Origin of the sequence: Flavobacterium movens (genome assembly GCF_039581425.1) — a bacterium.
Taxonomy (GTDB): Bacteria; Bacteroidota; Bacteroidia; order Flavobacteriales; family Flavobacteriaceae; genus Flavobacterium; species Flavobacterium luteolum.
Window position 1 is genome coordinate 550,341 of sequence record NZ_JBCPXY010000001.1, and the last position, 22,439, is coordinate 572,779.

General features: G+C 34.1%; 21 protein-coding genes. 14 read left to right on the top strand and 7 right to left on the bottom strand.

The genetic code is table 11. From position 1 onward, the window contains the following. The 7 genes from lgt (at position 1) to proC (ending at position 7,006) form a co-directional block, all read left to right on the top strand. On the top strand, positions 1–843 hold the full coding sequence (lgt, locus tag AAYQ05_RS02405) for a prolipoprotein diacylglyceryl transferase (RefSeq protein ID WP_343540903.1): 843 nt from the start codon (positions 1–3) through the stop codon (positions 841–843). Positions 844–921: 78 nt separating this feature from the next. Further along, positions 922–2,703 carry a tetratricopeptide repeat protein gene (locus AAYQ05_RS02410; RefSeq protein WP_343540905.1) on the top strand — a complete coding sequence of 594 codons (1,782 nt, stop codon included), beginning with the start codon at positions 922–924 and terminating at the stop codon, positions 2,701–2,703. Between the two features lie 131 nt (positions 2,704–2,834). Next, on the top strand, positions 2,835–3,146 hold the full coding sequence (locus tag AAYQ05_RS02415) for a DUF4286 family protein (RefSeq protein ID WP_008465514.1): 312 nt from the start codon (positions 2,835–2,837) through the stop codon (positions 3,144–3,146). 180 nt (positions 3,147–3,326) lie between these two features. Further along, positions 3,327–3,977 carry a hypothetical protein gene (locus AAYQ05_RS02420; protein WP_343540906.1) on the top strand — a complete coding sequence of 217 codons (651 nt, stop codon included), beginning with the start codon at positions 3,327–3,329 and terminating at the stop codon, positions 3,975–3,977. 22 nt (positions 3,978–3,999) lie between these two features. Beyond that, a complete protein-coding gene (rsmA, locus tag AAYQ05_RS02425) occupies positions 4,000–4,785 on the top strand; it encodes a 16S rRNA (adenine(1518)-N(6)/adenine(1519)-N(6))-dimethyltransferase RsmA (protein WP_177211655.1) in 786 nt (261 codons plus the stop codon). Next, positions 4,769–6,118, top strand: coding sequence for a magnesium transporter (gene mgtE, locus AAYQ05_RS02430; RefSeq protein ID WP_095930296.1), 1,350 nt, complete (start codon positions 4,769–4,771; stop codon positions 6,116–6,118). The genes rsmA and mgtE overlap by 17 nt, the downstream gene beginning before the upstream one ends. A gap of 111 nt (positions 6,119–6,229) precedes the next feature. Further along, positions 6,230–7,006, top strand: a complete 777-nt coding sequence (proC, locus tag AAYQ05_RS02435; protein ID WP_111425314.1) for a pyrroline-5-carboxylate reductase — start codon at positions 6,230–6,232, stop codon at positions 7,004–7,006. Between the two features lie 78 nt (positions 7,007–7,084). Here proC and nhaA read toward each other — a convergent pair whose 3' ends face one another. Continuing rightward, complete coding sequence (nhaA, locus tag AAYQ05_RS02440; RefSeq protein WP_343540907.1) at positions 7,085–8,224, bottom strand: Na+/H+ antiporter NhaA; 1,140 nt, start codon at positions 8,222–8,224, stop codon at positions 7,085–7,087. A 212-nt stretch (positions 8,225–8,436) separates the two neighbouring features. Here nhaA and AAYQ05_RS02445 point away from each other — a divergent pair, with 212 nt between their 5' ends. The 4 genes from AAYQ05_RS02445 (at position 8,437) to AAYQ05_RS02460 (ending at position 10,851) form a co-directional block, all read left to right on the top strand. Further along, on the top strand, positions 8,437–9,387 hold the full coding sequence (locus AAYQ05_RS02445; protein ID WP_343540909.1) for a 2-hydroxyacid dehydrogenase: 951 nt from the start codon (positions 8,437–8,439) through the stop codon (positions 9,385–9,387). A gap of 190 nt (positions 9,388–9,577) precedes the next feature. Next, complete coding sequence (locus tag AAYQ05_RS02450; RefSeq protein ID WP_281634233.1) at positions 9,578–9,994, top strand: DUF805 domain-containing protein; 417 nt, start codon at positions 9,578–9,580, stop codon at positions 9,992–9,994. A gap of 15 nt (positions 9,995–10,009) precedes the next feature. Next, positions 10,010–10,288 (top strand): TM2 domain-containing protein, encoded by a 279-nt coding sequence (locus AAYQ05_RS02455; RefSeq protein ID WP_095930301.1) that lies wholly within the window; start codon positions 10,010–10,012, stop codon positions 10,286–10,288. Positions 10,289–10,485: 197 nt separating this feature from the next. Beyond that, positions 10,486–10,851 (top strand): DUF805 domain-containing protein, encoded by a 366-nt coding sequence (locus AAYQ05_RS02460; RefSeq protein ID WP_343540910.1) that lies wholly within the window; start codon positions 10,486–10,488, stop codon positions 10,849–10,851. A gap of 65 nt (positions 10,852–10,916) precedes the next feature. On the opposite strand, the gene AAYQ05_RS02465 is transcribed toward AAYQ05_RS02460, so the two are convergent. Beyond that, positions 10,917–12,719, bottom strand: a complete 1,803-nt coding sequence (locus AAYQ05_RS02465; RefSeq protein WP_177211660.1) for a lysophospholipid acyltransferase family protein — start codon at positions 12,717–12,719, stop codon at positions 10,917–10,919. Positions 12,720–12,837: 118 nt separating this feature from the next. Between AAYQ05_RS02465 and AAYQ05_RS02470 the strand changes: the two genes are divergently transcribed. The 3 genes from AAYQ05_RS02470 (at position 12,838) to AAYQ05_RS02480 (ending at position 15,963) form a co-directional block, all read left to right on the top strand. Further along, positions 12,838–13,599: an exodeoxyribonuclease III gene (locus AAYQ05_RS02470; RefSeq protein ID WP_343540913.1), complete on the top strand. Its 762-nt coding sequence runs from the start codon at positions 12,838–12,840 to the stop codon at positions 13,597–13,599. A 110-nt stretch (positions 13,600–13,709) separates the two neighbouring features. Then, positions 13,710–14,654, top strand: a complete 945-nt coding sequence (locus AAYQ05_RS02475) for an OmpA/MotB family protein (protein ID WP_343540914.1) — start codon at positions 13,710–13,712, stop codon at positions 14,652–14,654. A gap of 271 nt (positions 14,655–14,925) precedes the next feature. Then, entirely contained in the window at positions 14,926–15,963 is a 1,038-nt protein-coding gene (locus AAYQ05_RS02480) for an aldo/keto reductase (protein WP_343540915.1), read from the top strand. Between the two features lie 308 nt (positions 15,964–16,271). On the opposite strand, the gene AAYQ05_RS02485 is transcribed toward AAYQ05_RS02480, so the two are convergent. From AAYQ05_RS02485 to panC, 5 genes are all read right to left on the bottom strand, one after another. After that, a complete protein-coding gene (locus tag AAYQ05_RS02485; RefSeq protein WP_343540916.1) occupies positions 16,272–18,236 on the bottom strand; it encodes a transglycosylase domain-containing protein in 1,965 nt (654 codons plus the stop codon). Positions 18,237–18,400: 164 nt separating this feature from the next. Beyond that, positions 18,401–19,762: a DNA repair protein RadA gene (gene radA / locus AAYQ05_RS02490; RefSeq protein WP_111377621.1), complete on the bottom strand. Its 1,362-nt coding sequence runs from the start codon at positions 19,760–19,762 to the stop codon at positions 18,401–18,403. Beyond that, positions 19,762–20,916 carry an alpha/beta hydrolase gene (locus tag AAYQ05_RS02495; RefSeq protein ID WP_343540918.1) on the bottom strand — a complete coding sequence of 385 codons (1,155 nt, stop codon included), beginning with the start codon at positions 20,914–20,916 and terminating at the stop codon, positions 19,762–19,764. Before AAYQ05_RS02495 ends, radA begins: the two co-directional genes overlap by 1 nt. A gap of 203 nt (positions 20,917–21,119) precedes the next feature. Then, positions 21,120–21,470 carry an aspartate 1-decarboxylase gene (gene panD / locus AAYQ05_RS02500; protein WP_008465481.1) on the bottom strand — a complete coding sequence of 117 codons (351 nt, stop codon included), beginning with the start codon at positions 21,468–21,470 and terminating at the stop codon, positions 21,120–21,122. Positions 21,471–21,484: 14 nt separating this feature from the next. Beyond that, positions 21,485–22,363: a pantoate--beta-alanine ligase gene (gene panC, locus AAYQ05_RS02505; protein ID WP_343540919.1), complete on the bottom strand. Its 879-nt coding sequence runs from the start codon at positions 22,361–22,363 to the stop codon at positions 21,485–21,487. Positions 22,364–22,439 lie beyond the last annotated feature (76 nt).

A 22,439-nucleotide genomic window follows, 5' to 3' on the forward strand; every position in this document is an offset into this window, starting at 1 on the left:
ATGATGAATGGAATTTTAAACTGGAACGTAGATCCTGTTATTTTCTGGATTACAGATAGTTTTCCTTTAAAATATTACGGAGCTCTTTTTGCTTGCGGACTTCTTTTAGGCTTTTACATTGTTAGAAATATTTATAAAAAAGAAAATCTTTCGCTAGATAATCTCGATACATTATTGATTTATGTAATTGTTGGAACGGTTTTAGGAGCCAGACTTGGGCATTGTTTCTTTTACGAACCAGAGTATTTCTTAAAACATCCGATAGAAATCCTTTTGCCGATTCAGAAAATAAAAGGAGTTTATCAATTTGTGGGTTATCAAGGTTTGGCAAGTCACGGAGGTTCTATTGGAGTACTTACGGCAATGATTTTATACTGCAGAAAATACAAAGTGCAATTTTTAGGACTTTTAGATAAAATGGCTGTTGCAGTTCCTGTAACGGGTACATTTATTAGATTGGGAAATTTTATGAATTCTGAAATCTATGGAAAACCAACTAATGGAAATTGGGGAGTGGTTTTTGAAAGAGATGATTTGATTCCGAGACATCCAACACAATTGTATGAAGCTTTTGCGTATTTACTGATTTTCGGAATTCTATTTTACATGTATAAATCAGAAAAAATTAGAAATGCACAAGGATTAATCTTTGGAACTTTCTTAACTTTATTATTTACAGCTCGTTTCATAATTGAATTTTTTAAAGAAAATCAAGAAGCTTTTGAAAACAATATGCTGATTAATATGGGACAGATCTTAAGTGTTCCATTTATTTTAATTGGTTTAGCTCTGATTTTTTGGAAAACTAGAAAAGTCTCAGTTTACAGTGATAGTTTACAGTAACTGGAAGCTTAAATTTTTCCAGTTTATAATTTTAGGTATTGACTGAAAACTGGGATTGCGACTGAAAACTTAAAAAATATGAGAAACATATTGATTGGTATCGTTTTGTTATGTTCTGGTTTTGCGTTTGCACAAAACGAGCAGCTGGCACAATATTATTACGATAAAGGTGATTTTGATAAAGCTAAAATCAGTTATGAAGAGCTTTTGAAAAATGCGCCCTCTAATACGCAGTATTTTTTAAGAACTGTCGAATGTTATCAGCAGTTACAGCAATTCGCGAATGCCGAAAAAGCTATTCAAGATCGATACAATCGCTATAAACAAGGTGTTTTTTTGGTGGAGTTAGGATACAATTTCCAGTTACAGAAAAATGACGCGAAAGCCAAAAATTACTACGAACAGGCAATTGAAAAAATAAAGGTAAATCCGAATGATGTTTACGGAATTGCTAGTTCGTTTGAGAAAAAAGTATTGCTAGAATATGCTTTAAAAGCGTATCAGACTGCAATGCAGATTCAGCCCAATTTCAATTTTAATTTTCAAATCGGAATGCTGTACGGACAGTTAGGTAAAACCGATTTAATGATTGATTTGTTGTTGACAGAATCTTTTGCAAATCCGCAAAACACCAATTTGATTCAGACGCAATTGTCAAGATTCATGAATGGCGAAACCGATAATACAGCTTTTAAAGATGCAATGCGAAAAGCATTAATCTTAAGAACTCAAAAAGATCAGGATGTTTTCTGGAATCATTATTTAAGCTGGTTTTATGTGCAGCAGAAAGAATTTGGAAAAGCCTTTATTCAAGAAAAAGCCATTTACAAACGCGAACCAGAATCGTTAATGAGCATTGTTAATTTGAGTCAGTTTGCGATGAATGAAAACGATGACGAAACAGCTGTTGAAATCCTGAATTTCATTCTTCAAAATACCAAAGATTTAGGTTTGCTGATTCAGTCGAATGCTTATTTAATGCAAATAAAGATCGATAATGCACAGGAAAAAGACTATTCGTTAATCGATCAGGAATTGAACCAATTGCTGGCGACTTACGAAATCAGTCCTTTTACCTTATCTTTGCAAATCATTCAAGCGCATTTTTTGGCCTTTAATTTGAAAAAGACAGAAGAAGGAAAGGCAGTAATCAAAAAGGCTTTAGAATTAAATCTAAACGAATATCAAAAAGCTGACGCTAAAATGGAACTGGCCGATATTTTGCTTTTAGAAGAAAAGTACAATCAGGCGCTGATTTATTATTCGCAAATTCAATTGGACTTGAAAAATGATGTAATGGCACACGAAGCCAGTTTGAAAGCAGCTAAAACAAGTTATTACAAAGGTGATTTTGAATGGGCAAATAAACAATTCAAAGAATTAAAAGCGGCCAATACGCAGTTAATCGCCAATGACGCTCTAGAATATTTTCTTTTAATTAATGATAATACCGCTGCCGATTCAACTCAAGTTGCTTTAAAAGCATTTGCAAAGGGGGATTTCTTAATTTATCAGAATAAAAAACAAGAAGCGATAATGCAGTTTCAGAATATTTTAAAAACCTTTAAAGGTCAAGAAATAGAAGCCGTAACTTTGCTTCGTTTAGGAAAAGTGTACGAAAGTCAGAAGGATTTTGCTTCGGCTTTAAGCCAATATCAGCAAATCATTGACAATCACAGCGACGGAATTTATGTTGATGAAGCATTGTTTTTCTCAGCAGAAATTTACAACGACGAACTAAAAGATCCAGAAAAGGCAAAGCCTTTATATGAAAAGGTAATTTTTAATCATCAAGACAGTATTTACTTTGTTGATGCCAGAAAAAAATACCGAGAGTTAAGAGGGGATAAGAATTTGTAAAACTCCAATTTTTAAATTCCAAATTCCAAAGAGAAAAGAATTAATAATGAGATTGTTTTGAGTTTTGAGAGAAATCTCAGAACCTTAGTCCCGATAGCTATCGGGATAGCATCTCAGAACCTTAGAAAAAAATGATTATTTACAACGTTACCACAAACATACACGAAAGCGTTCATGACCAATGGTTAAAGTGGATGCAGGAAAAACATATACCAGAAATTCTGGCTACTAATAAATTTTCTTCAGCACGAATTGTAAAAGTTCTCGTTGAAGAAGAAATGGGCGGAATTACGTATTCTGTACAATATATAACAGACAGCAAAGAAACTCTGGAGAAGTTTTATATCGAAGATGAACCAGAATTTCACAGAGAAGCATTAGGCTTATTTGCTGATAAAATGCTTTCTTTCAGAACAGAATTGGAAGTTATTTCAGAGCACTAGTTTTAAATTGTGTTTTCTAGTTGGGAACGAGTGAAATTTGTCTTAAAAAGTAATTTTGCAGGATTTAACAATATTAAAGATTAAAAGTAACAGGTCTATCTGCTTAATACCTAAAAAAGGTATATTTGCAAAAAAAATTAATTTCTAACTAAAAATTGTGTCTCTCCAGTCATCTTGTTTATGAAACACCTACCAATAAAGCTTGTTTTATTTTTATTGCTAAGTCTTAATGTTTCTTGTCAGAGCAATAAAGAGGTGGTAAATGAGCAAGAAACTGCAAAATCTATTATTTTACAACTTAATGAATTTAGAGATATTGAATATACTTCAAAGGAAATTTTAAAGGGTTATATCATTTCTAAGTATGAAGTTTTAAAGATAAAAAATGAGGAATCTCCTGAAACATTTGGAGAAGCAACAGGAATTGCAGCAAAGGTTTATGATAAGGGGAATGAAATTGTTGAGTACATCGATGAAATTAAAGCAGAAATTCCTGAAGAAGATTATTTTGACACAAATGATACGGCATTCTATGATACATTCGTAAATCAAAAATATGCTGTGTTAAAAAGTAAAATTGACAATTTTTACAAACAAAATAAAACAATCATATCTTCTTCACGTCCTTGTGCCTCATTGAAAGAGGATAATGAGAAGTTTAATACAAATAAGACTTTCAAAAGTAAAGAAAATAAGAATGTTGATTTTTTAAACTATAGATTCGGTTACAAAGCTAATATTGGACTGCTGACGGGTTTAGAAAGAATTCAATTTGACGTTATTCATTTTCAATATATGGTTATGAATACGTTTATGGGATCTGCTCATTAAAAGCAGGAAGTAAATAAGGAATATGGAAAAAGTAAAAGCAAAAAAACATTTAGGACAACACTTTCTTAAAGACGAAAGTGTCGCAAAGGCTATTGCTGATACTTTAAGTCTTAAAGGATATGAGGAGGTTCTAGAAATAGGGCCAGGAATGGGTGTGCTTACTAAATATTTACTTGAAAAGCCAATTACCACACACGTTATTGAGATCGATACCGAATCGGTAGCATATTTGGATGCACATTATCCAAAATTAAAAGACAAGATTATTTCTCAGGATTTCCTGAAGTATAATATAAATGAAGTTTACCAAGACAAACAGTTTGCCATAATTGGAAACTTTCCGTACAATATTTCTTCTCAGATTGTTTTTAGGACATTAGATCTTAAACATCAGATTCCTGAATTTTCGGGAATGTTCCAGAAAGAAGTAGCCGAGCGCATCTGCGAAAAGAAAGGCTCGAAAACCTACGGAATACTATCCGTTTTAGCCCAGGCTTTCTATACTACAGAGTATCTGTTTACGGTTGATGAAAACGTTTTTATTCCTCCGCCCAAGGTGAAATCGGGTGTGATGAGAATGACCCGAAAGGAAGATTACAGTCTTCCTTGTAGCGAAAAGTTGTTTTTTACAGTTGTAAAAACCGCTTTTCAGCAGAGACGAAAAACATTACGTAACAGTTTGAAAACATTAAATTTATCAGACAAATTGCGAGAAGACACTATCTTTGATAAACGTCCGGAGCAGCTTAGCGTCGATGAATTTATTGAACTAACTCTAAAAATAGAAACCGATGGAGTTCAAAGTTAGTAAAGAATTTATACACCAGTTAGAGGAACTGATCAATAAGAAAAACGACAGTGAATTAGAAGTTTTACTTAATGATCTGCACCACGCTGATATTGCCGAAATTTTAGACGAATTAGATTTCGATGAGGCAACCTACATCTTTAAGGTTTTAGATAGTGATAAAACGGCCGAAATTCTTCTTGAATTGGAAGAGGATCTGCGTGAAAATATCTTAAGCCGACTTTCACCAAAGGAAATCGCAGAAGAGCTTGACGAGCTTGAAACCAATGACGCCGCCGATATTATCGCAGAACTTTCGCAGGAAATCAAAGCGGAAGTAATCTCTGAAATATTGGATGTTGAACACGCCAAAGACATTGTTGATCTTTTGCGTTACGACGAAAATACGGCGGGAGGTCTAATGGGTAAAGAGCTTGTAAAAGTGAATGAAAATTGGAACGTTTTGACCTGCGTTAAAGAAATGAGAATTCAGGCAGAAAATGTATCCAGAGTACATTCTATTTACGTAGTAGATGATGAAAACAGACTAAAAGGAAGACTTTCTCTTAAAGATTTGTTGACTTCTTCTACCAAAACTCAGATTGGTGAAGTTTATATCCGAAAATTAAATTTTGTAAATGTTGATACAGAAGATGTTGAAGTCGCTCGTATCATGCAGAAATATGATTTGGAGGCAATTCCAGTTGTTGACGAATTAGGTCGCTTGGTAGGAAGAATTACCATCGATGATATCGTAGACGTAATCAAAGAAGAAGCCGATAAAGATTACCAGTTAGCTGCCGGTATTACACAAGACGTTGAATCGAATGACAGTGTTTATGAATTGACCAAAGCGCGTCTGCCTTGGCTTTTGATAGGAATGGTGATCGAAATTGTTGCGTCTTTTGTTTTAAAAGGCAATGAAGCAACTTTTCAAAAATATTCAACATTAATCATTTTTGTGCCTTTGCTTTCTGCAACTGCTGGAAATATTGGAGTTCAGGCTTCGGCAATCGTAGTGCAAGGTTTAGCAAATGGAACATTGAAAGATTTCAGCCGTGCTTATTTTACTAAAGAAATTACCGTTTCGATGATTTCGGGAAGTATTATTTCATTTCTTTTATTGTGTTATCATTCTATCATGTATCAGCAGTATTTAGTTGGGTTTGCCATTTCAATTTCGATGATTGTCGTGATTTTATTTGCTGCTACTTTAGGAACTTTAGTGCCGCTTTTCTTGAACAAAAACAAAATTGATCCCGCAATTGCGACTGGTCCGTTTATCACAACAACCAACGATGTATTCGGAATCATGTTATACTTCGGAGTAGCAAATCTGATTCTTGGATTCTAGATTTTTGCCACAAATTAGCCGTTTGCAGTGATTTAAAATCTCTAAAATCTGCGTAATTTGCAGACGGAAAATGCTGTTTACCAGCCAGAAATAAATTAAAGCCAAACCAAAATGAAAGTACACATTATTGGAGGAGGAAACCTTGGGGTTTCTATTGCCTTAGGAATTGCTAAATTCTCGAAAAACAACCAAGTTACTGTCACAAGAAGAAACACAGCAAGTATTCAATATTTATCTGAGTACGGAATTACTGTTTCTAACGATAATAAACACAACATTGAGGAAGCTGATGTTGTAATTTTGACTATAAAACCCTATCAAGTAGATACTGTTTTGGCCGAAATTCTGCCAGTTATCCAAAATAAAACAATTGCTTCGGCGGTTAGCGGATTGTCTTTGGATATGCTTCAAACCAAAACAAATTTTGAATATCCAGTTGTTCGTATTATGCCAAATATTGCTGCACAGTTTGGAGAATCGGCAACTTGTATTTCTTTCCCAGAAAAATACGCAGCAAATGCTTCGCCAGTTGTTGATTTGTTTCAAGATTTAGGAACTGCTCCTGTAATTGACGAAAAACTAATGGATGCAGCAACAGTTTTAGGTGCGTGCGGAACTGCATATGCATTACGTTATATTCGCGCTTCTATGCAAGCAGGAATCGAAATTGGATTTGATTCTAATACTGCTCTTGCAATTGCGGCACAAACGGTAAAGGGGGCAGCAAAAATGCTTTTAGAAGAACGAGTGCATCCAGAACAATTAATCGACCGTGTAACGACGCCTCAAGGCTGTACAATTGTCGGTTTAAATGAAATGGAACACAATGGATTTAGTTCATCATTAATTAAAGGAATCAAAACTTCTTTAAAACAAATCAAAGGTTAGGTTTTAAAGAAATTTCAAATATTAAAAATCCCAAATTCCAATTTTCAAACTGGAGTTTGGGATTTTTTTATTGGGATTTTATTTCGATCTGTTTAGTATGTATTTCAAATAAACAAATCCCATAAGTCCAGCCATGAAAGAGGCTATAAGAATCGCTATTTTAGAAAAAACAATAACTTCGGGATTTTTGAAAGCAAGAACCGTAATGAATATTGACATGGTAAAACCAATTCCGCCCAGCATTCCTGCACCTAAAATATGTGTCCATTTTAAGTTTTTAGGTAACATGCACAAACCAGACGTCACGCCGACAGAAGAGAAAAGCAAAATTCCAAGTGGTTTACCGACCACAAGACCAAGAATGATTCCGTATGTATTAACATGATTAAGACCTTCGTGCCAGTTTTCTGTAATGGTTATAGCTGTATTTGCAATTGCAAAGAGAGGCAATATTAGAAAGGCAACGGGCTGATGCAAAAAATGTTGTAGTCTATACGAAGAAGTTTTTTCTCCGCCATCTCCAAACGGAATTACAAATGCTAAAATAACTCCTGTAATGGTTGCATGAACGCCAGAATTAAGCATAAAATACCACATAATAGCTCCACCAACAAGATATGGAATTAGATTATGGATTTTCATTCGATTTAAGATGAATAATAAGCCCCAAATTCCTAGTGCAATTCCAAGATTTAAAAAAGAGATTGATGTGGTGTAAAAAACTGCAATAACGATAATAGCGCCTAAATCATCAATAACGGCTAAAGCAGTCAAGAAAACTTTCAAAGATGTAGGAACTCTTTTTCCTAGAAGCGATAAAATTCCGATTGCAAAGGCAATATCGGTCGCCATTGGGATTCCAGCTCCGTTTTGTGTCGTTGTTCCGTAATTTAAAGCTAAAAAGATTGCTGCAGGAACCAGCATTCCGCCAAAAGCGGCCATTATAGGCAAAGAAGCGTTCTTAATATTGGATAATTCACCGTGATAAATTTCGCGTTCCAGCTCCAATCCGATCAAAAGGAAGAAAATTGTCATCAATCCGTCATTGATCCAATGTGTAATAGAATGCCCTGAAATTTCTTTTTCCCAAAAAGCAACATACGGAATTTGAACTGAAGAGTTGGCTAGATAGAGAGATAAAATCGTCACACAGAGCAAGATAATTCCTCCCGATTTTTCGTTTTCAAAAAAGGCTTTAAAAGTCTTGGTTAGTTTCATTATGGGAAGATTTTCTGAAGATTTATATGATGGATTGCGAAATCCTTATTCTTTCAAAGTTAAAAAAAAATCTGACCAATAAAAAGTTTAGAGGCAAAGCTGCAAAGATTCCAGGAGTTCAAAGTGCATTGCAATGGGAAAAACTTTGTGGCTTTGTGGTTTTGCGAGATTAAATTAACCGTATTTTTGTTTTTTTATAAAATTTAGAAAAAATGAGTATAAAAATTCTTCATATCGACAGTAATAATCCAATTCTATGGAACCAATTGGAAGAAGCGGGTTTTGAAAATCACGCTGATTTCAAATCTTCAAAAGAAGAAATTGAAGCAAAAATTCATGAATATAACGGAATCGTAATTCGTAGCCGATTCAAGATTGACAAGGCTTTTTTGGATAAAGCAACAAAGTTGCATTTTATTGCGAGAGTTGGTGCTGGTTTAGAAAGCATTGATTGTGAGTATGCTTCTTCAAAAGGAATTCATCTAATCGCTGCGCCCGAAGGAAATCGCAATGCTGTTGCAGAACATTCTTTAGGCGTGATTTTATCTTTATTTAATAATCTAAACCAAGCTGATGCTGAAGTAAAAGCAGGACAATGGAATCGCGAAAGCAACCGTGGTCATGAATTGGATTTAAAAACAGTCGGAATTATTGGTTATGGAAATATGGGAAAGGCTTTTGCAAAAAAACTGAGAGGTTTTGAAACAGAAGTTTTATGCTATGATATTTTGGATAATGTTGGCGACGAAAATTCTAAACAAGTTTCTTTGGAAGAATTACGCGAAAAAGCGGATGTTTTAAGCCTTCACCTTCCTTGGACACCAGAAACAGATAAAATGGTCAACAAGGGCTTTATAAATGCATTTAAAAAGCCATTTTGGATAATTAATACATCGCGTGGCAAAAACATCGTCACAGCCGATTTGGTTGAGGCAATGAAAGAGAAAAAAGTTCTAGGAGCAGGTTTGGATGTTTTAGAATATGAAAAACTTTCGTTTGAAACCCTATTTCAAGAAAACAATACGCCAGAAGCACTTCAATATCTTATGGAAGCAAAAAATGTGTTACTGACGCCTCATATTGCAGGTTGGACATTTGAAAGTCATGAACGTCTGGCTCAGGTAATTGTAGATAAAATTAAAGCGGTTTACCATAAAAACTAGCCTACAGCCTTTAGAATTTAATAACGAGTTTTTTCTTGTAAATTTTATTTAGTGAGATTAGTTTTATTTGTTATTTTTTAATAATATTGTTTCCGAATTTTAAAAGAATGAGTCTAAATAGGTTCTTTTTTAAACTAAGGAGAAAACCGAAAATCCCAAGAGTAGGCCAAAAATAACCGATTTAAAAATTATGATTGAATGGTATAAAATTGCAATGTTCGAGAACTATTCGAATTTTAGCGGAAGAGCTAGAAGAAGTGAATATTGGTATTTTCGTTTGGCAACCGCTGTAATCTTTTTTGTGTTTATTGCTTTAGCGATAATAGTATCAATAATTGGCGGAGGATTTTTAGGTTTTCCAGTTGCAATTGGGTTAATCGCTTTGTATTCTCTTATTGCTTTAATCCCATCTTTGGCTGTAACGGTTAGAAGAATGCACGATTTGGGTAAAAGTGGATGGAATGTTCTAATTTCTTTCATTCCGTTGGTTGGTCCTATCTGGTTTCTTGTTTTGTTAGCAACAGAAGGAGAACACGGGGAAAATTATTATGGTCCAGATCCTAAAAGTACCATTGAAGAAATTGATGAAATCGGAATTAATAATTAACTAAATAATATAAAAATGGAAACTACAAAACCAGAAAGCTGGAATACACCATCTCAACCTAGACAAGAGAATAAAAAGGTATTAGCAGGAATTATGGGAATTATTTTTGGATACTTAGGTATTCATAAATTCATCTTAGGATACACTCAAGAAGGAATCATCCAAATTGTAATTACAATCGTAACTTGCGGTGTTGGTAGTATAATTGGATTTATTGAAGGAATCATCTACTTAACAAAATCAGATGAAGATTTTTACCAAACATATCAAGTTGGTAAAAAAGGCTGGTTTTAAGAGAAAAACAAATATTTACTTAAGATCCCATTCAGAAATGAATGGGATTTTTTTGTGTAAAAATGTCTTTTTGTAATACAATTATGACTTTTAGTTCCTGCAAATTAAATCGATAGTAGTTAATCTTGCGCTTTGTTAAAGAGTGATGGAGTAACTGAAAATCCTTAAGAGTAAGAGAGAATTTAAAAGATTTTATTATGATTGAAATGTACAAAAAGGTAGTTTTTGAGAACTATGCAAATTTTAGTGGAAGAGCAAGAAGACAAGAATATTGGATGTTCTTTTTAGCAAACTTAATCATTAGTTTTGTTCTTGGTTTTGTTGCAGGATTAATTTCGCCAAGCTTGGCAAGGATTGCAAATATTTATAGTTTGGCAGTTTTAGTGCCTGGAATTGCTGTTGCTGTTAGAAGAATGCATGATGTTGGAAAAAGCGGGTGGTATATCCTTTTTCCATTTTACAACTTGTATTTATGTTGTATAGAAGGTGAAAAAGGACCAAATCAATACGGTGCTGATCCTAAAAATCAATTGGAGGATATTAATGAAATTGGAAAAGAGTAAGTTTTCTAGTTTTAATGATACAAAAAAAGCCGTTTCAAAATTTTGAAGCGGCTTTTTCATTTATATTAATCTTCTTTCTCAGACAATTTCTTTTCCAATTCAATCTGAAACTCTTCGATAACAGGTTTCATAGTGCTTTCTGGAATATCTGCAATTCGAATGTACATTAAACCATCAATTGCATTGTTGAATAAGGGATCAACATTGAAAGCTACTACACGAGCATTTTGTTTGATGTATTTCTTAATTAAAACAGGCAAACGTAAGTTTCCTGGTTCTAGTTCGTCAATAATTTTGTCAAACTTATTCAAATCAGATTCTGCTTCATCGAAGATAAAATCTTTGTCTGCGTCTTTCAGTTTTACTTTGTACGCTTTTTTCGGATGAATATATTGCGCAATATACGGATCGTAGTAGTTTGATTTCATAAACTCAATCATCAATGATTTAGAGAAATCTGAAAACTGATTACTGATACTTACACCGCCAACTAAATATTTGTGTTCCGGATGACGTAAAGTGGTGTGAATAATACCTTTCCATAATAAGAACAAAGGCATTGGTTTTTGCTGATATTCTTTCACAATAAAAGCACGACCCATTTCGATTGATTTGTGCATCATATCGTGTAATTCTGGCTCGAATCTGAAAAGGTCAGTCAGGTAAAAACCTTCAATTCCATATTTAGGGTAAATCTCAGAACCTAATCCCATACGGTAAGCTCCTGCGATTTTTTTGGTTTCATCATCCCATAAAAACATATGGTGATAATACTGGTCGTATTCGTCTATGTCGATAGATTCATTTGTTCCTTCTCCAACTTCGCGGAAAGTGATTTCACGTAAACGTCCAATTTCGTGTAAAATGTTCGGAATTTCTTTTGCGCTTGCAAAGAAAACCTCGTAGTTTTTGCTTTGTAAAAACCTGCTGTCACTATCGCGTAATGCTTGCACTTCATCAATCAATTTTGATTCACTTGCAGCGGTTACGATTTTTTTAGGTGCTTTTGGTATTTTAAGACTTGCCGTGTCAATCAGTTTGGTGTCTTTCTCAAACGGATTAGCCAGCATATAAGTTTTCTTTCTTAAGAATTCTGAATATTCTTCAAAAGATTCAATTTCATTTTGTTCACTTACGGAAATTGGTTTTCCAATACGAACTTTAATTACACGATCTTTTTGAGTAAGCAATTCAGAAGGCAATTTTGCAGTTCTCAAAGTATCGTCAATCTTAGAAAGCCAGTAGAATAATTTACTGTTTTTAGCATGAAAATAAATCGGAACAACAGGAACTTTAGCTTTTCTGATTAATTTCAGCGCGCCTTCTTCCCAAGGTTTGTCTACTACTAATTTACCATCTTTATAAGTCGAAACCTCACCGGCAGGGAAAATACCCAACGGTTTTCCGTCACTTAGATGACGCAATGTTTCTTTAATTCCAATTACGCTCGATTTTGCGTCCTTATGATTCTCAAAAGGATTAACCGGCATGATATATTTTTTCATCGGAACAATTCTGTGTAACAAGAAATTGGCGATGATTTTGAAATTTGGCTCTCTTTCGAGCATTAATTTCAATAATAAAATTCCATCAATTCCTCCAAGCGGATGATTTGAAATGGTTATATACGCACCATCTTTTGGCAGACGTTTTAAATCTTCTTCTGGGATTTCGAATTTAATTTCCATTTCATCCAAAATTCCATTCAAAAAGTCAAGGTCTTCCAAATGTTTATTACGATCGTAAATTTTATTAAGGGTCGAGATCTTAAGAACCTTCATAAGAATCCAGCCAGAAAAGGTACCGAAAACTCCGTACTTTTCAACATTTATTGCCTTTGCAACTTCTTTCGCGGTAACTAAACCCATCTACTACTTTTAAATTATTAGAACAGCGAACAAAGATAACAAAAAAGTCTACTTTTCGCTGTTTCCAAGACAAACTTTGCACTTTTTTATTACATTTGAAATCCTAAAAAAATCACTGATGAAAATTATTTCTTATAATGTAAATGGAATTAGAGCGGCAATAAACAAAGGGTTTATCGAGTGGCTGCAACAAGCAAATCCTGATGTAATATGCCTTCAGGAAATAAAAGCGACACAAGATCAGATTCCAGTTGATGATATTACGGCAGCAGGCTATCCGTTTCAATATTACTATCCTGCAACAAAAAAAGGGTACAGCGGAGTGGCGATTCTTTCTAAAACAAAGCCAAACAATATTGTTTACGGAACAGGAATTCACCACATGGATTTTGAAGGAAGAAACCTTCGTGCAGATTTTGATGATGTTTCTGTAATGAGTTTATACCTTCCGTCTGGAACAAATATTGAAAGATTGGATCACAAATTCATGTTCATGGATGATTTTCAAAATTATATTAATGAATTAAAACTTACGGTTCCAAATCTGATAATATGCGGAGATTATAATATCTGTCATGAAGCGATTGACATTCACGACCCAGTTCGTAATAAAACGGTTTCAGGATTTCTTCCGGCAGAACGTGCTTGGCTGGATGCATTTATGAAATCTGGTTTTATTGATAGTTTCCGTCATTTTAATAAAGATCCGCACCATTATTCTTGGTGGAGTTACCGTGCAGGGGCAAGAGGAAATAACAAAGGTTGGCGTATCGATTATAATTTGGTAAGCAATGTGTTAGAAAATAGATTAAAAAGAGCCGTTATACTTCCAGACGCTATGCATTCAGATCATTGCCCTATTTTAGTCGAAATTGACTAATTTTTGGTATTGTTCTTGTTGAGAGAAAGGTGGTTTAAATTCAAGAATTGATTTTGAATTTTGAAATTGTGAGATTTTAAACGCCTAAAATAAAAACCAATTAAAGTAAGATGATTAAAAAAGCCTCCATCGGATTATTGGCATTAGCCTTATCCACAACGTCATGCGTTTCTAAGAAAATTTATAATGATCTGGAAACAAAATATTCAGATTTAAAAAAGGAAAACCGCTCTATCACTGATGAAAACGAAAGTTTAAAGAAAGCGAAGAATCAGTTAGAAACCGATCGTGATAAATTGACTAAAGATTTAGCAACTGCTAATGATGATTTGGCAAAACAAAAAGCCGATCTTGCTGCAGAACAAAAGAAATATAAAGTGCTTCAGGACTCTTACAATGCATTGGAGAAAAATAGCAATGATGCATTAGAGAAAAACATGGCTAAAAACCGTGAGCTTTTAGCACAATTAGAGGCAAAAGGAAAAGCTCTTGCAGACGAACAAGCTCGTTTGGATAAAACGGCTAATCGTTTGAAAGAATTAGAAGATATGATTGCGGCAAAAGAAGAATCAATGCGCAAACTGAAAGAAACATTATCTAAAGCCTTAAACGGTTTTGAAGGTAAAGGTTTAACGGTGGAACAGAAAAATGGAAAAGTATATGTTTCTATGGAAAACAAATTGCTTTTCAATTCAGGAAGCTGGGCAGTTGGTGTTGAAGGACGAAAAGCCGTTGTAGAACTTGGAAAAGTTTTAGGCGATAATCCAGATCTTTCTGTTTTAATCGAAGGACATACAGACGACGATCCGTATGCTGGTTCTGGACCAATTGCAAACAATTGGGATTTATCAACTAAAAGAGCAACAGCAATTGTAGCTATTTTAAGCGAAAACCCAAAAATCAATAAACAAAAATTAACTGCTGCTGGAAGAAGCGAATTTTCTCCGCTAGCAAGTAACGCAACTCCAGAAGGAAAAGCAAAAAACCGTAGAATCGAAATTATCTTGACTCCAAGATTAGATGAGATTGCGGAGATGTTGAATAGTATAAATTAAAGGTGCTAAGGTTCTGAGATACTAAGTTTCTAAGATTTTAAAAAAGGGTTGAAGTAAAACTTCAACCCTTTTTTTATTAATTGGAATCTAAACTTAGCATCTTAGTATCTTAGTATCTCAGAAACTTAGCCTCTCAAAATAAATCTTGTACTTTTTTTAACCTTTCTCATTTTTAGATTTGAGAAATCCGTTCGTAACTTTGAAGCTTTATAACTCAAAATTAGAAAACTTAGAATCTTAGCGGCTTAGAACCTTAGCAACTCAAAAAAGAATGAAATACACTACATTACCCAACACCGATATAAAAGTTAGTAAAATATGCCTTGGAACGATGACGTTCGGGCAACAAAATACAGAAGCAGAAGGGCACGAACAAATGGATTACGCTCTTGAAAGAGGCGTTAATTTTTTTGATACTGCCGAAATGTACTCGGTTCCGGCGAGTGAAGCGACTTACGGAAGCACAGAAAAAATTATTGGAACTTGGTTTAAGAAATCAGGAAATAGAGATAAAGTGGTTTTGGCTTCTAAAATTGCTGGTCCAAATCCGAATTTTGGTTATATGCGTGAGAAATTGGATTTTTCTCCAGCAAGTATTAAATACGCAGTTGAAAATAGTTTAAAAAGACTTCAAACAGACTATATTGACTTGTATCAAATGCATTGGCCAGAAAGAAAAACGAATAATTTTGGTCAGCGCGCTTTTCACGGGCACGATGATGTTTGGGAAGATAATTTCAGAGAAATCTTAGAAACTTTTGACGGATTAATTAAAGAAGGTAAAATCAAACATATTGGAGTTTCAAATGAAAACGCTTGGGGAATGATGCGCCTTTTGGAAGAAAGCAAATACAATAATCTGCCAAGAATCAAAACTGTTCAGAATCCGTATTCTTTATTGAACCGTTTATTTGAAGTAAATTCTGCAGAAGTTTCAAAATACGAAAATGTTGGTTTATTGGGATATTCGCCTTTAGCATTCGGTATTTTGACTGGAAAATTCTTAACTGGAGAAAGTCACCCAAAAGCGAGAGTTAATCTTTTTCCGCAATACAAACGTTACAATAGCGACCAATGTACCGAAGCGACCAAATTGTATCTGGAAATTGCTAAAAAACATGGTTTAACGTTAACGCAATTGGCAATGGGGTTTGTATTGCAACAGCCATTTTTGACAAGTTCTATTATTGGAGCAACAACTATGAAACAATTGAAAGAAAACATCGACACTATTGATGTAGTTCTTTCTAAACAAATCTTAGCAGAAATTGATGCGGTTCAGGCTATAATTCCTGATCCAGCGCCTTAAGTTTTTTTGCCACGAAGGCACTAAGACACGAAGTTTTTTTAATCTCGCAATCCCGATAGCTATCGGGAGCAAAGTTTTTTTTAATAGCCCCTAGCTTAAGCTAGGGGGTTATGATCGAAATAGAAAAGGGCTTTAGCCAAACTAGTAAAGTTTGGCTAAAGCCCTTTGATTTGCATTTATATTTTCATCCAGCTAAAGCTGGACGCTATTGAATTTAATGGATTAAACTTTGCTCCCGATAGCTATCGGGATTGCGAGATTAAAAAGAAAAAAACTTTGTGTCTTAGTGCCTTCGTGGCAGAAAACAACTATAAATCAAATTCATCATCAACAGCTAAAGAATCTGTTTTGACTGCTGTAGAATCTGGAATTTTAATTTTGATTAAAGAACGTGCATTTCCTGAAATGTAAACAGGTAGTATTCCAGTTGTATCTTCCGGAACTAAAAGCCCTCTTCGGAACATTAAATTCTTTAAGAATTTCTGATTTTTAATAGCATAATCTTTCAAGTTACCTTCATCATTAAATTGATACATGAATTTTCTTGGTTTCGGAATTATCGTTGCCAAGTACAGACATTCGTCTACATTTAAAGCTGAAGGGCTTTTTTGGAAGTAAAAATGGCTTGCTTCTCCAATTCCATAAACATTTGGTCCCCATTCAATAATGTTGAAATACACTTCCAGCATTCTTTCCTTGCTTACAATTCTATTATTTTCTAAAATGTAAACCAATAGGATTTCTTCAAGCTTTCGCGAAAGTGTTTTTTCACGAGTTAAAAAGACATTCTTAATTAACTGCATGCTAATTGTGCTAGCACCACGAGAGAATTTCTTGGTTCTAATGTTTTTTAGAATAGATTGTTTGAAAGCCTCATTAATGAATCCGCGATGAGAGAAGAAAGATGGATCTTCTGTCGTTAAAACACATTTTCTTAAATAAGGGGAAATCTGATCTAAAGGCGTATAATTCGGATTTGCATTTCCAACCAAAATAGGTCTTTGCAATACATTTTGAATAATGGCACGATAAACAAATTCGCCATTTAGCTTATTTAAATCGGCTTCTCCATATTTGGTGATTCGTAGATCTTCTTTGTTGAGTTTACTGTCAAAAACAAGTGTGTTTGGTTTGTTTTTATTGAATTTGAAATCCAGTTTATAATCAAAATTTCCAGTTGCCTGCATTCCCTGAAAATGTGTAAACAATCCATCGGGAAGTGAAACGATAAAATCCTGCGCCTTCATTTTCGGAATATCCACTTTCAAAGTATAAACCGTGTCTTTTTCGGTGTCATAAGAGATATAAGGACGAACTTTGATTTTGTTCAACTGCATTGTTGAAGTGCTGTCGATTGAGATGAAACTGTCTCCCAATAAAAAGCGGTAATCAAAACGGGCATTTTTTATAACCACATCTTTACTGGCAATTTTTGGGTGATTGATTTTAAGATTGGCAATTGAAGTATAACCATCAATGTGTAGTTCGCTTCCGCTTTTGTCAATATTCTGAACATTCAATCGAATAGAATCGAAACTTGCTTTTAAGTTATAACGCTGATCCAAATATGGAACGCGAATCGCGCCAGTATCTAAATTGAAAAAACGAATATCGGCCTTTTTGTTTCGTGGATCTGCAAATCCTTTTATGTTCCAGCGCTGGTCAAAATCTTTTGCTTGAACATGGAGATTGGTTTCAAGCTGTTTGTTACTTAAAACGAGTTTGTCTACATCAATATTGGTTTGTTTTCCATTGTCGTCAATTTTGAATTTGAAGTTTTTCAAATCCATATCAGTTGGAACTAGATTTAGTACTTTCGAAATGATTCTGTAAGCAAAAGCAGCATACTTGCGTTTTTCGTTAGATTCTGTTTCTTCACGATCTCTTTTTAGAAAAGCATCAAAATTTCGTTTTTTGCCTTTTTTTACTAGCTGAATATATCCATTGTCTACTTTTAAAGTCCCAACTTGAACATCTCCAATAAGTAAATTGCTTAAACTGATGCTGGTTTCCACATTTTTTATTTTGACAAGCGTATCAGCATTAATTGGCGCCAAAACAACATCTGTCAATTTTATTGTAGATAAACCATCAAATGAGGCCGATTCAACAGAAAAATTACTGTTGTACTGAACAGCCATTTTATGGGTGACTTTTGCAATGGCCTGTTTTAAAAGTGAATTACGAAAATAGTATAGTCCGATGCAAAGCACTAAAATGAGTATTCCCAGTATTTTTAATGCTTTGTATATTTTTTGTTTTGGAAAATTCATAAAGTTGGTTTTCAAAAGAATTTAGAAATTTTTGAAACGTAGTATTGTTTGTCTGTCACGATTACGCGAATTAATTTTAGATAATGTAAAATGTATAAATTCAGATTTTAAATTTAAAATAAAATTCGTGTTTAATTTGTGTAATTCGTGGCAAAAAGAAAAAATTAACCAAAAAGTATACTTGCAACATCTTCAATTTTTGCCACAAGTTCAATTTTAATTCCTGTATTCTTTAACGCAATTTTGTTGTATTTAGAAACAAAGATAGTATCGAAGCCTAATTTTTCAGCTTCTTGAATGCGCTGATCCACACGGTTTACAGGGCGAATTTCGCCAGAAAGTCCGACTTCGCCAGCAAAACAGAAACCTTTTCCAACAGGAATATCTTCATTAGAAGATAAAATTGCAGCAACAACAGCCAAGTCAATGGCAGGATCGTCAACAGAAATTCCTCCCGTTACATTCAGGAAAACGTCTTTCGCGCCTAAACGAAATCCAGCCCTTTTTTCTAAAACAGCCAAAATCATGTTTAGTCTTTTCGCATTATAACCAGTTGTGCTTCTTTGCGGAGTTCCGTAAACTGCGGTACTAACCAAAGATTGAATTTCGATCATCAGCGGACGCATGCCTTCAAGAGTTGTGGCAATTGCCGTTCCAGATAATTCTTCATCTTTATGTGAAATTAGAATTTCTGAAGGATTGCTAACTTCTCGTAAACCGCTTCCGAGCATTTCGTAAATACCAAGTTCTGAAGTCGAACCAAAACGATTTTTTAGCGAACGCAAAATTCTATAAATATGATTTCTGTCCCCTTCAAACTGCAAAACGGTATCGACCATGTGCTCTAGGATTTTTGGTCCTGCGATATTTCCGTCTTTGGTAATGTGCCCAATTAATATTACGGGAATATTGCTTTCTTTAGCAAATTTGATTAATTCGGCAGTGGTTTCACGAATTTGAGAAATACTTCCTGCAGTCGATTCGATATAATCGGTATGCAAAGTCTGAATGGAGTCAATAATGACTACTTCAGGCTGAATAGTTTCGATTTGTTTAAAGATGTTCTGAGTTTTTGTTTCAGTAAGAATATAACAGTTGTCACTGTTTGGTGTAATTCTTTCTGCACGCATTTTTATCTGCTTCTGACTTTCTTCTCCAGAAACGTATAATGTTTTATAAGGTAACTTTAATGATACTTGAAGCAAAAGTGTACTTTTTCCGATGCCGGGTTCTCCGCCCAAAAGGGTTAAAGATCCAGGAACAAGTCCGCCACCCAAAACACGATTCAATTCGCCGTCGGTTGTGTCCATTCGAACTTCCTGCGTCGAATCAATTTCATTAATTTTTAAAGGCTTTGGCGCTTTGCTGGTTGGAGTAGGCTCACTTTTCCAAGCCACTTTATCCTGTTTCTGAATAATTTCTTCGGCAATCGTATTCCATTCTTTGCACGCGTTGCATTGCCCTTGCCATTTGGCATATTGGGTTCCGCAGTTTTGGCAGAAAAAGGAAGTTTTAACTTTTGACATTATTTACTTTTTTTAGCAAGTGTATTCATTTCGTCAATTTTCTCATACATCAAGTCTTTGTTCAAATCACCAATTGGCTCCATTTGTGAAGCGTTTTGGTATTTTTTTGAAGCATGTTTAGGATCGCCCATTTTTTCGTACATCAAACCTAATTCATATTCTCCCAACATAGCTTTTGGGTAATTCACATTTCCAATTTCGGCCATCTTTCCCAATTCATCGTAAGCGTTTCTCTTTAAAATAAGATTTTCCATTACTTTAAAATCGCTCATTCTAACAGGAATTTGAACTCCTAGAACTTCAGACATTGTCGCGTATTTTTTTTCTAAATATTCTGCATAACCAGTTTGAAGAACCGCAATTTTGTCGTTGTATTCGGCAGAATTTATAGGTCTGTATACTTCAAAAATCTGGTATAATGCACTTGGTATAGAATGCAATACTTCTGTATAATGTGTTGCGCCTTTAAATACATCATATTTATAATTCACTAACGGATTATTAGCGATTTTAATATTGCTGTTTAATTTATCTATTGGTTCTTTAATTTTCTTAATATCACCTTCTCCAGCAGAAAGATAATAGAAAATAGGACTTTTTACTTTTGCAAACTTCTCCGCAATGCGCACTTCCATTTTTGGGGCAAGTTCTGGACTTAAACAGATGTAGGCATTAAAAAGCGGTATTTCTTTGTACAAATAAAAATTAGCAAAACTAGCTGTTACATCATGACCTGCGATAAGCCTGAAAGGCGAGGTGCGATATTTTTTTTCAATATATGGAACTAATTCTGCTCCAATAAATTCGAAAAATTTTGCGCCTTTTTCAAAAGGCAAACCCTCGTTTTGGTCAATTGTGGTGTCATCATAGCGTTCTTCGTCTTTGTTTTGATGAATCCCGATAATGATCATTTCTGGAATATCATCCCAATAAGTTCCATAACTTACAGCTCCAGAAAATGGATCAAATAAGTAATCTCCATCCAATAAATAAAGAACAGGATATTTTTTGTCTTTGTTTGCTTCATAAGAAGCAGGAAGTCCGATCGTAATTCTGCGTTCTTCTCCCAGTTTTTCTGATTTAATGTTGTCGAACGTTTTTTGGGCAAACGACGAGAACGAAATCAAAAGTGTTAGTAGGTAAACTTTTTTCATGATTTGTGGCATTTCAGTAGATTAAAACGTATTGAAAATAGTGTAGCAATATACTATTTTATTTGCTTCTTTGTTAAGTAGATTAAAAATTGAAGCAGAGTATTTTATGGTCAAAATCATTTTAGATTAAGGCCAAAGAAGAGTTTTTTTGTTCAAAATTGACTTTTGACAAAGTAGGGAAATTCGGTAAGAAAAAGAAAATCTTAGGTTAAAGAATTGTCATTTTCATTAGGGAAAATAATCCAAGGTTTGAAGGTTTTTGCTTCTTCAAAATCTAGGGTTGCATAAGAAATGATAATGATGATATCATCTTTTTGAACTTTTCTTGCAGCAGGACCGTTTAAAGTGATTTCGCCTGAATTTTTCTCACCTTTAATAGCGTAAGTTTCAAAACGTTCGCCATTATTAATGTTAACAATAGATACTTTTTCGCCTTCAATAATATTTGAAGCCTCTAGTAAAGTTTCATCAATAGTAATGCTGCCAATATAATTTAAATCGGCACCCGTTACTTTAACGCGATGAATTTTTGATTTTATAACTTGAATTTGCATGATGCAAAGTTAGATTAATTTAATGAAATGGTGTCAATCAGTCTTATAGAATTAACAAATACCGCTATAAATGCTCGATATTTTTTGTCATTCTCTTTCTTATCGATAGATAAAAGTGTTGATTCATCAGCAATAACAAAATACTCTAGTTCGAACTCTCTATTATCTTTGAAAGAATTTTCTACAAATTCGATTGTTTCCTGCGGACTATGATTTTGAAAAATCTCTTTTGCCTCGGTTAAAGTTTTATAAATGATTGATGCATCTTTTCTTTCCTCTGCTGTCAAACGTTCATTACGAGAACTCATTGCAAGCTGATTCTCTTCTCTAAAAATTGGACATCCAACAATATTTACTGGCAATTCTGTTTTTTCAACTAATTTTTTGACAATTTGAAGCTGCTGAAAATCTTTTTCTCCAAAGTAAGCATTTGTTGGAGTCACGATTTCGAATAGCCTTTTAACAATTGTTCCAACACCATTAAAATGCCCAGGTCTGAATTTTCCTTCCATCTGGTTTTCTAATCCGTCAAAATCAAAAGGCTGCGAAACGGTATTGCCTTCATAAATATCTTCAACAGAAGGTGCGTATAAAATAATTTTATCGCTTAATGTACGCATTTTCTTAACATCTTCTTCTAGTGTCCTAGGATATTTTGCTAAATCTTCCGGGTTGTTAAACTGTGTTGGATTGACAAAAATGCTTACAACTGTATCGTTGTTTTCTTTAAGCGAACGTTGCATTAAAGCCAAATGTCCTTGGTGTAAAGCGCCCATTGTCGGTACAAATCCGATAGTTGAATTTGCGGTTTTGATAGTTTTAAGATAGGCTATCAACGCTGCTTTACTGTAGAAAATATGCATTGAGGTATTATTAAAATTTAGTGCAAACATAATATATTAGTTATAAACTGCATAAATTTTTGTAATTTTGCGACGTTTTTATTACCAAAATTAAGTAAAATACTAT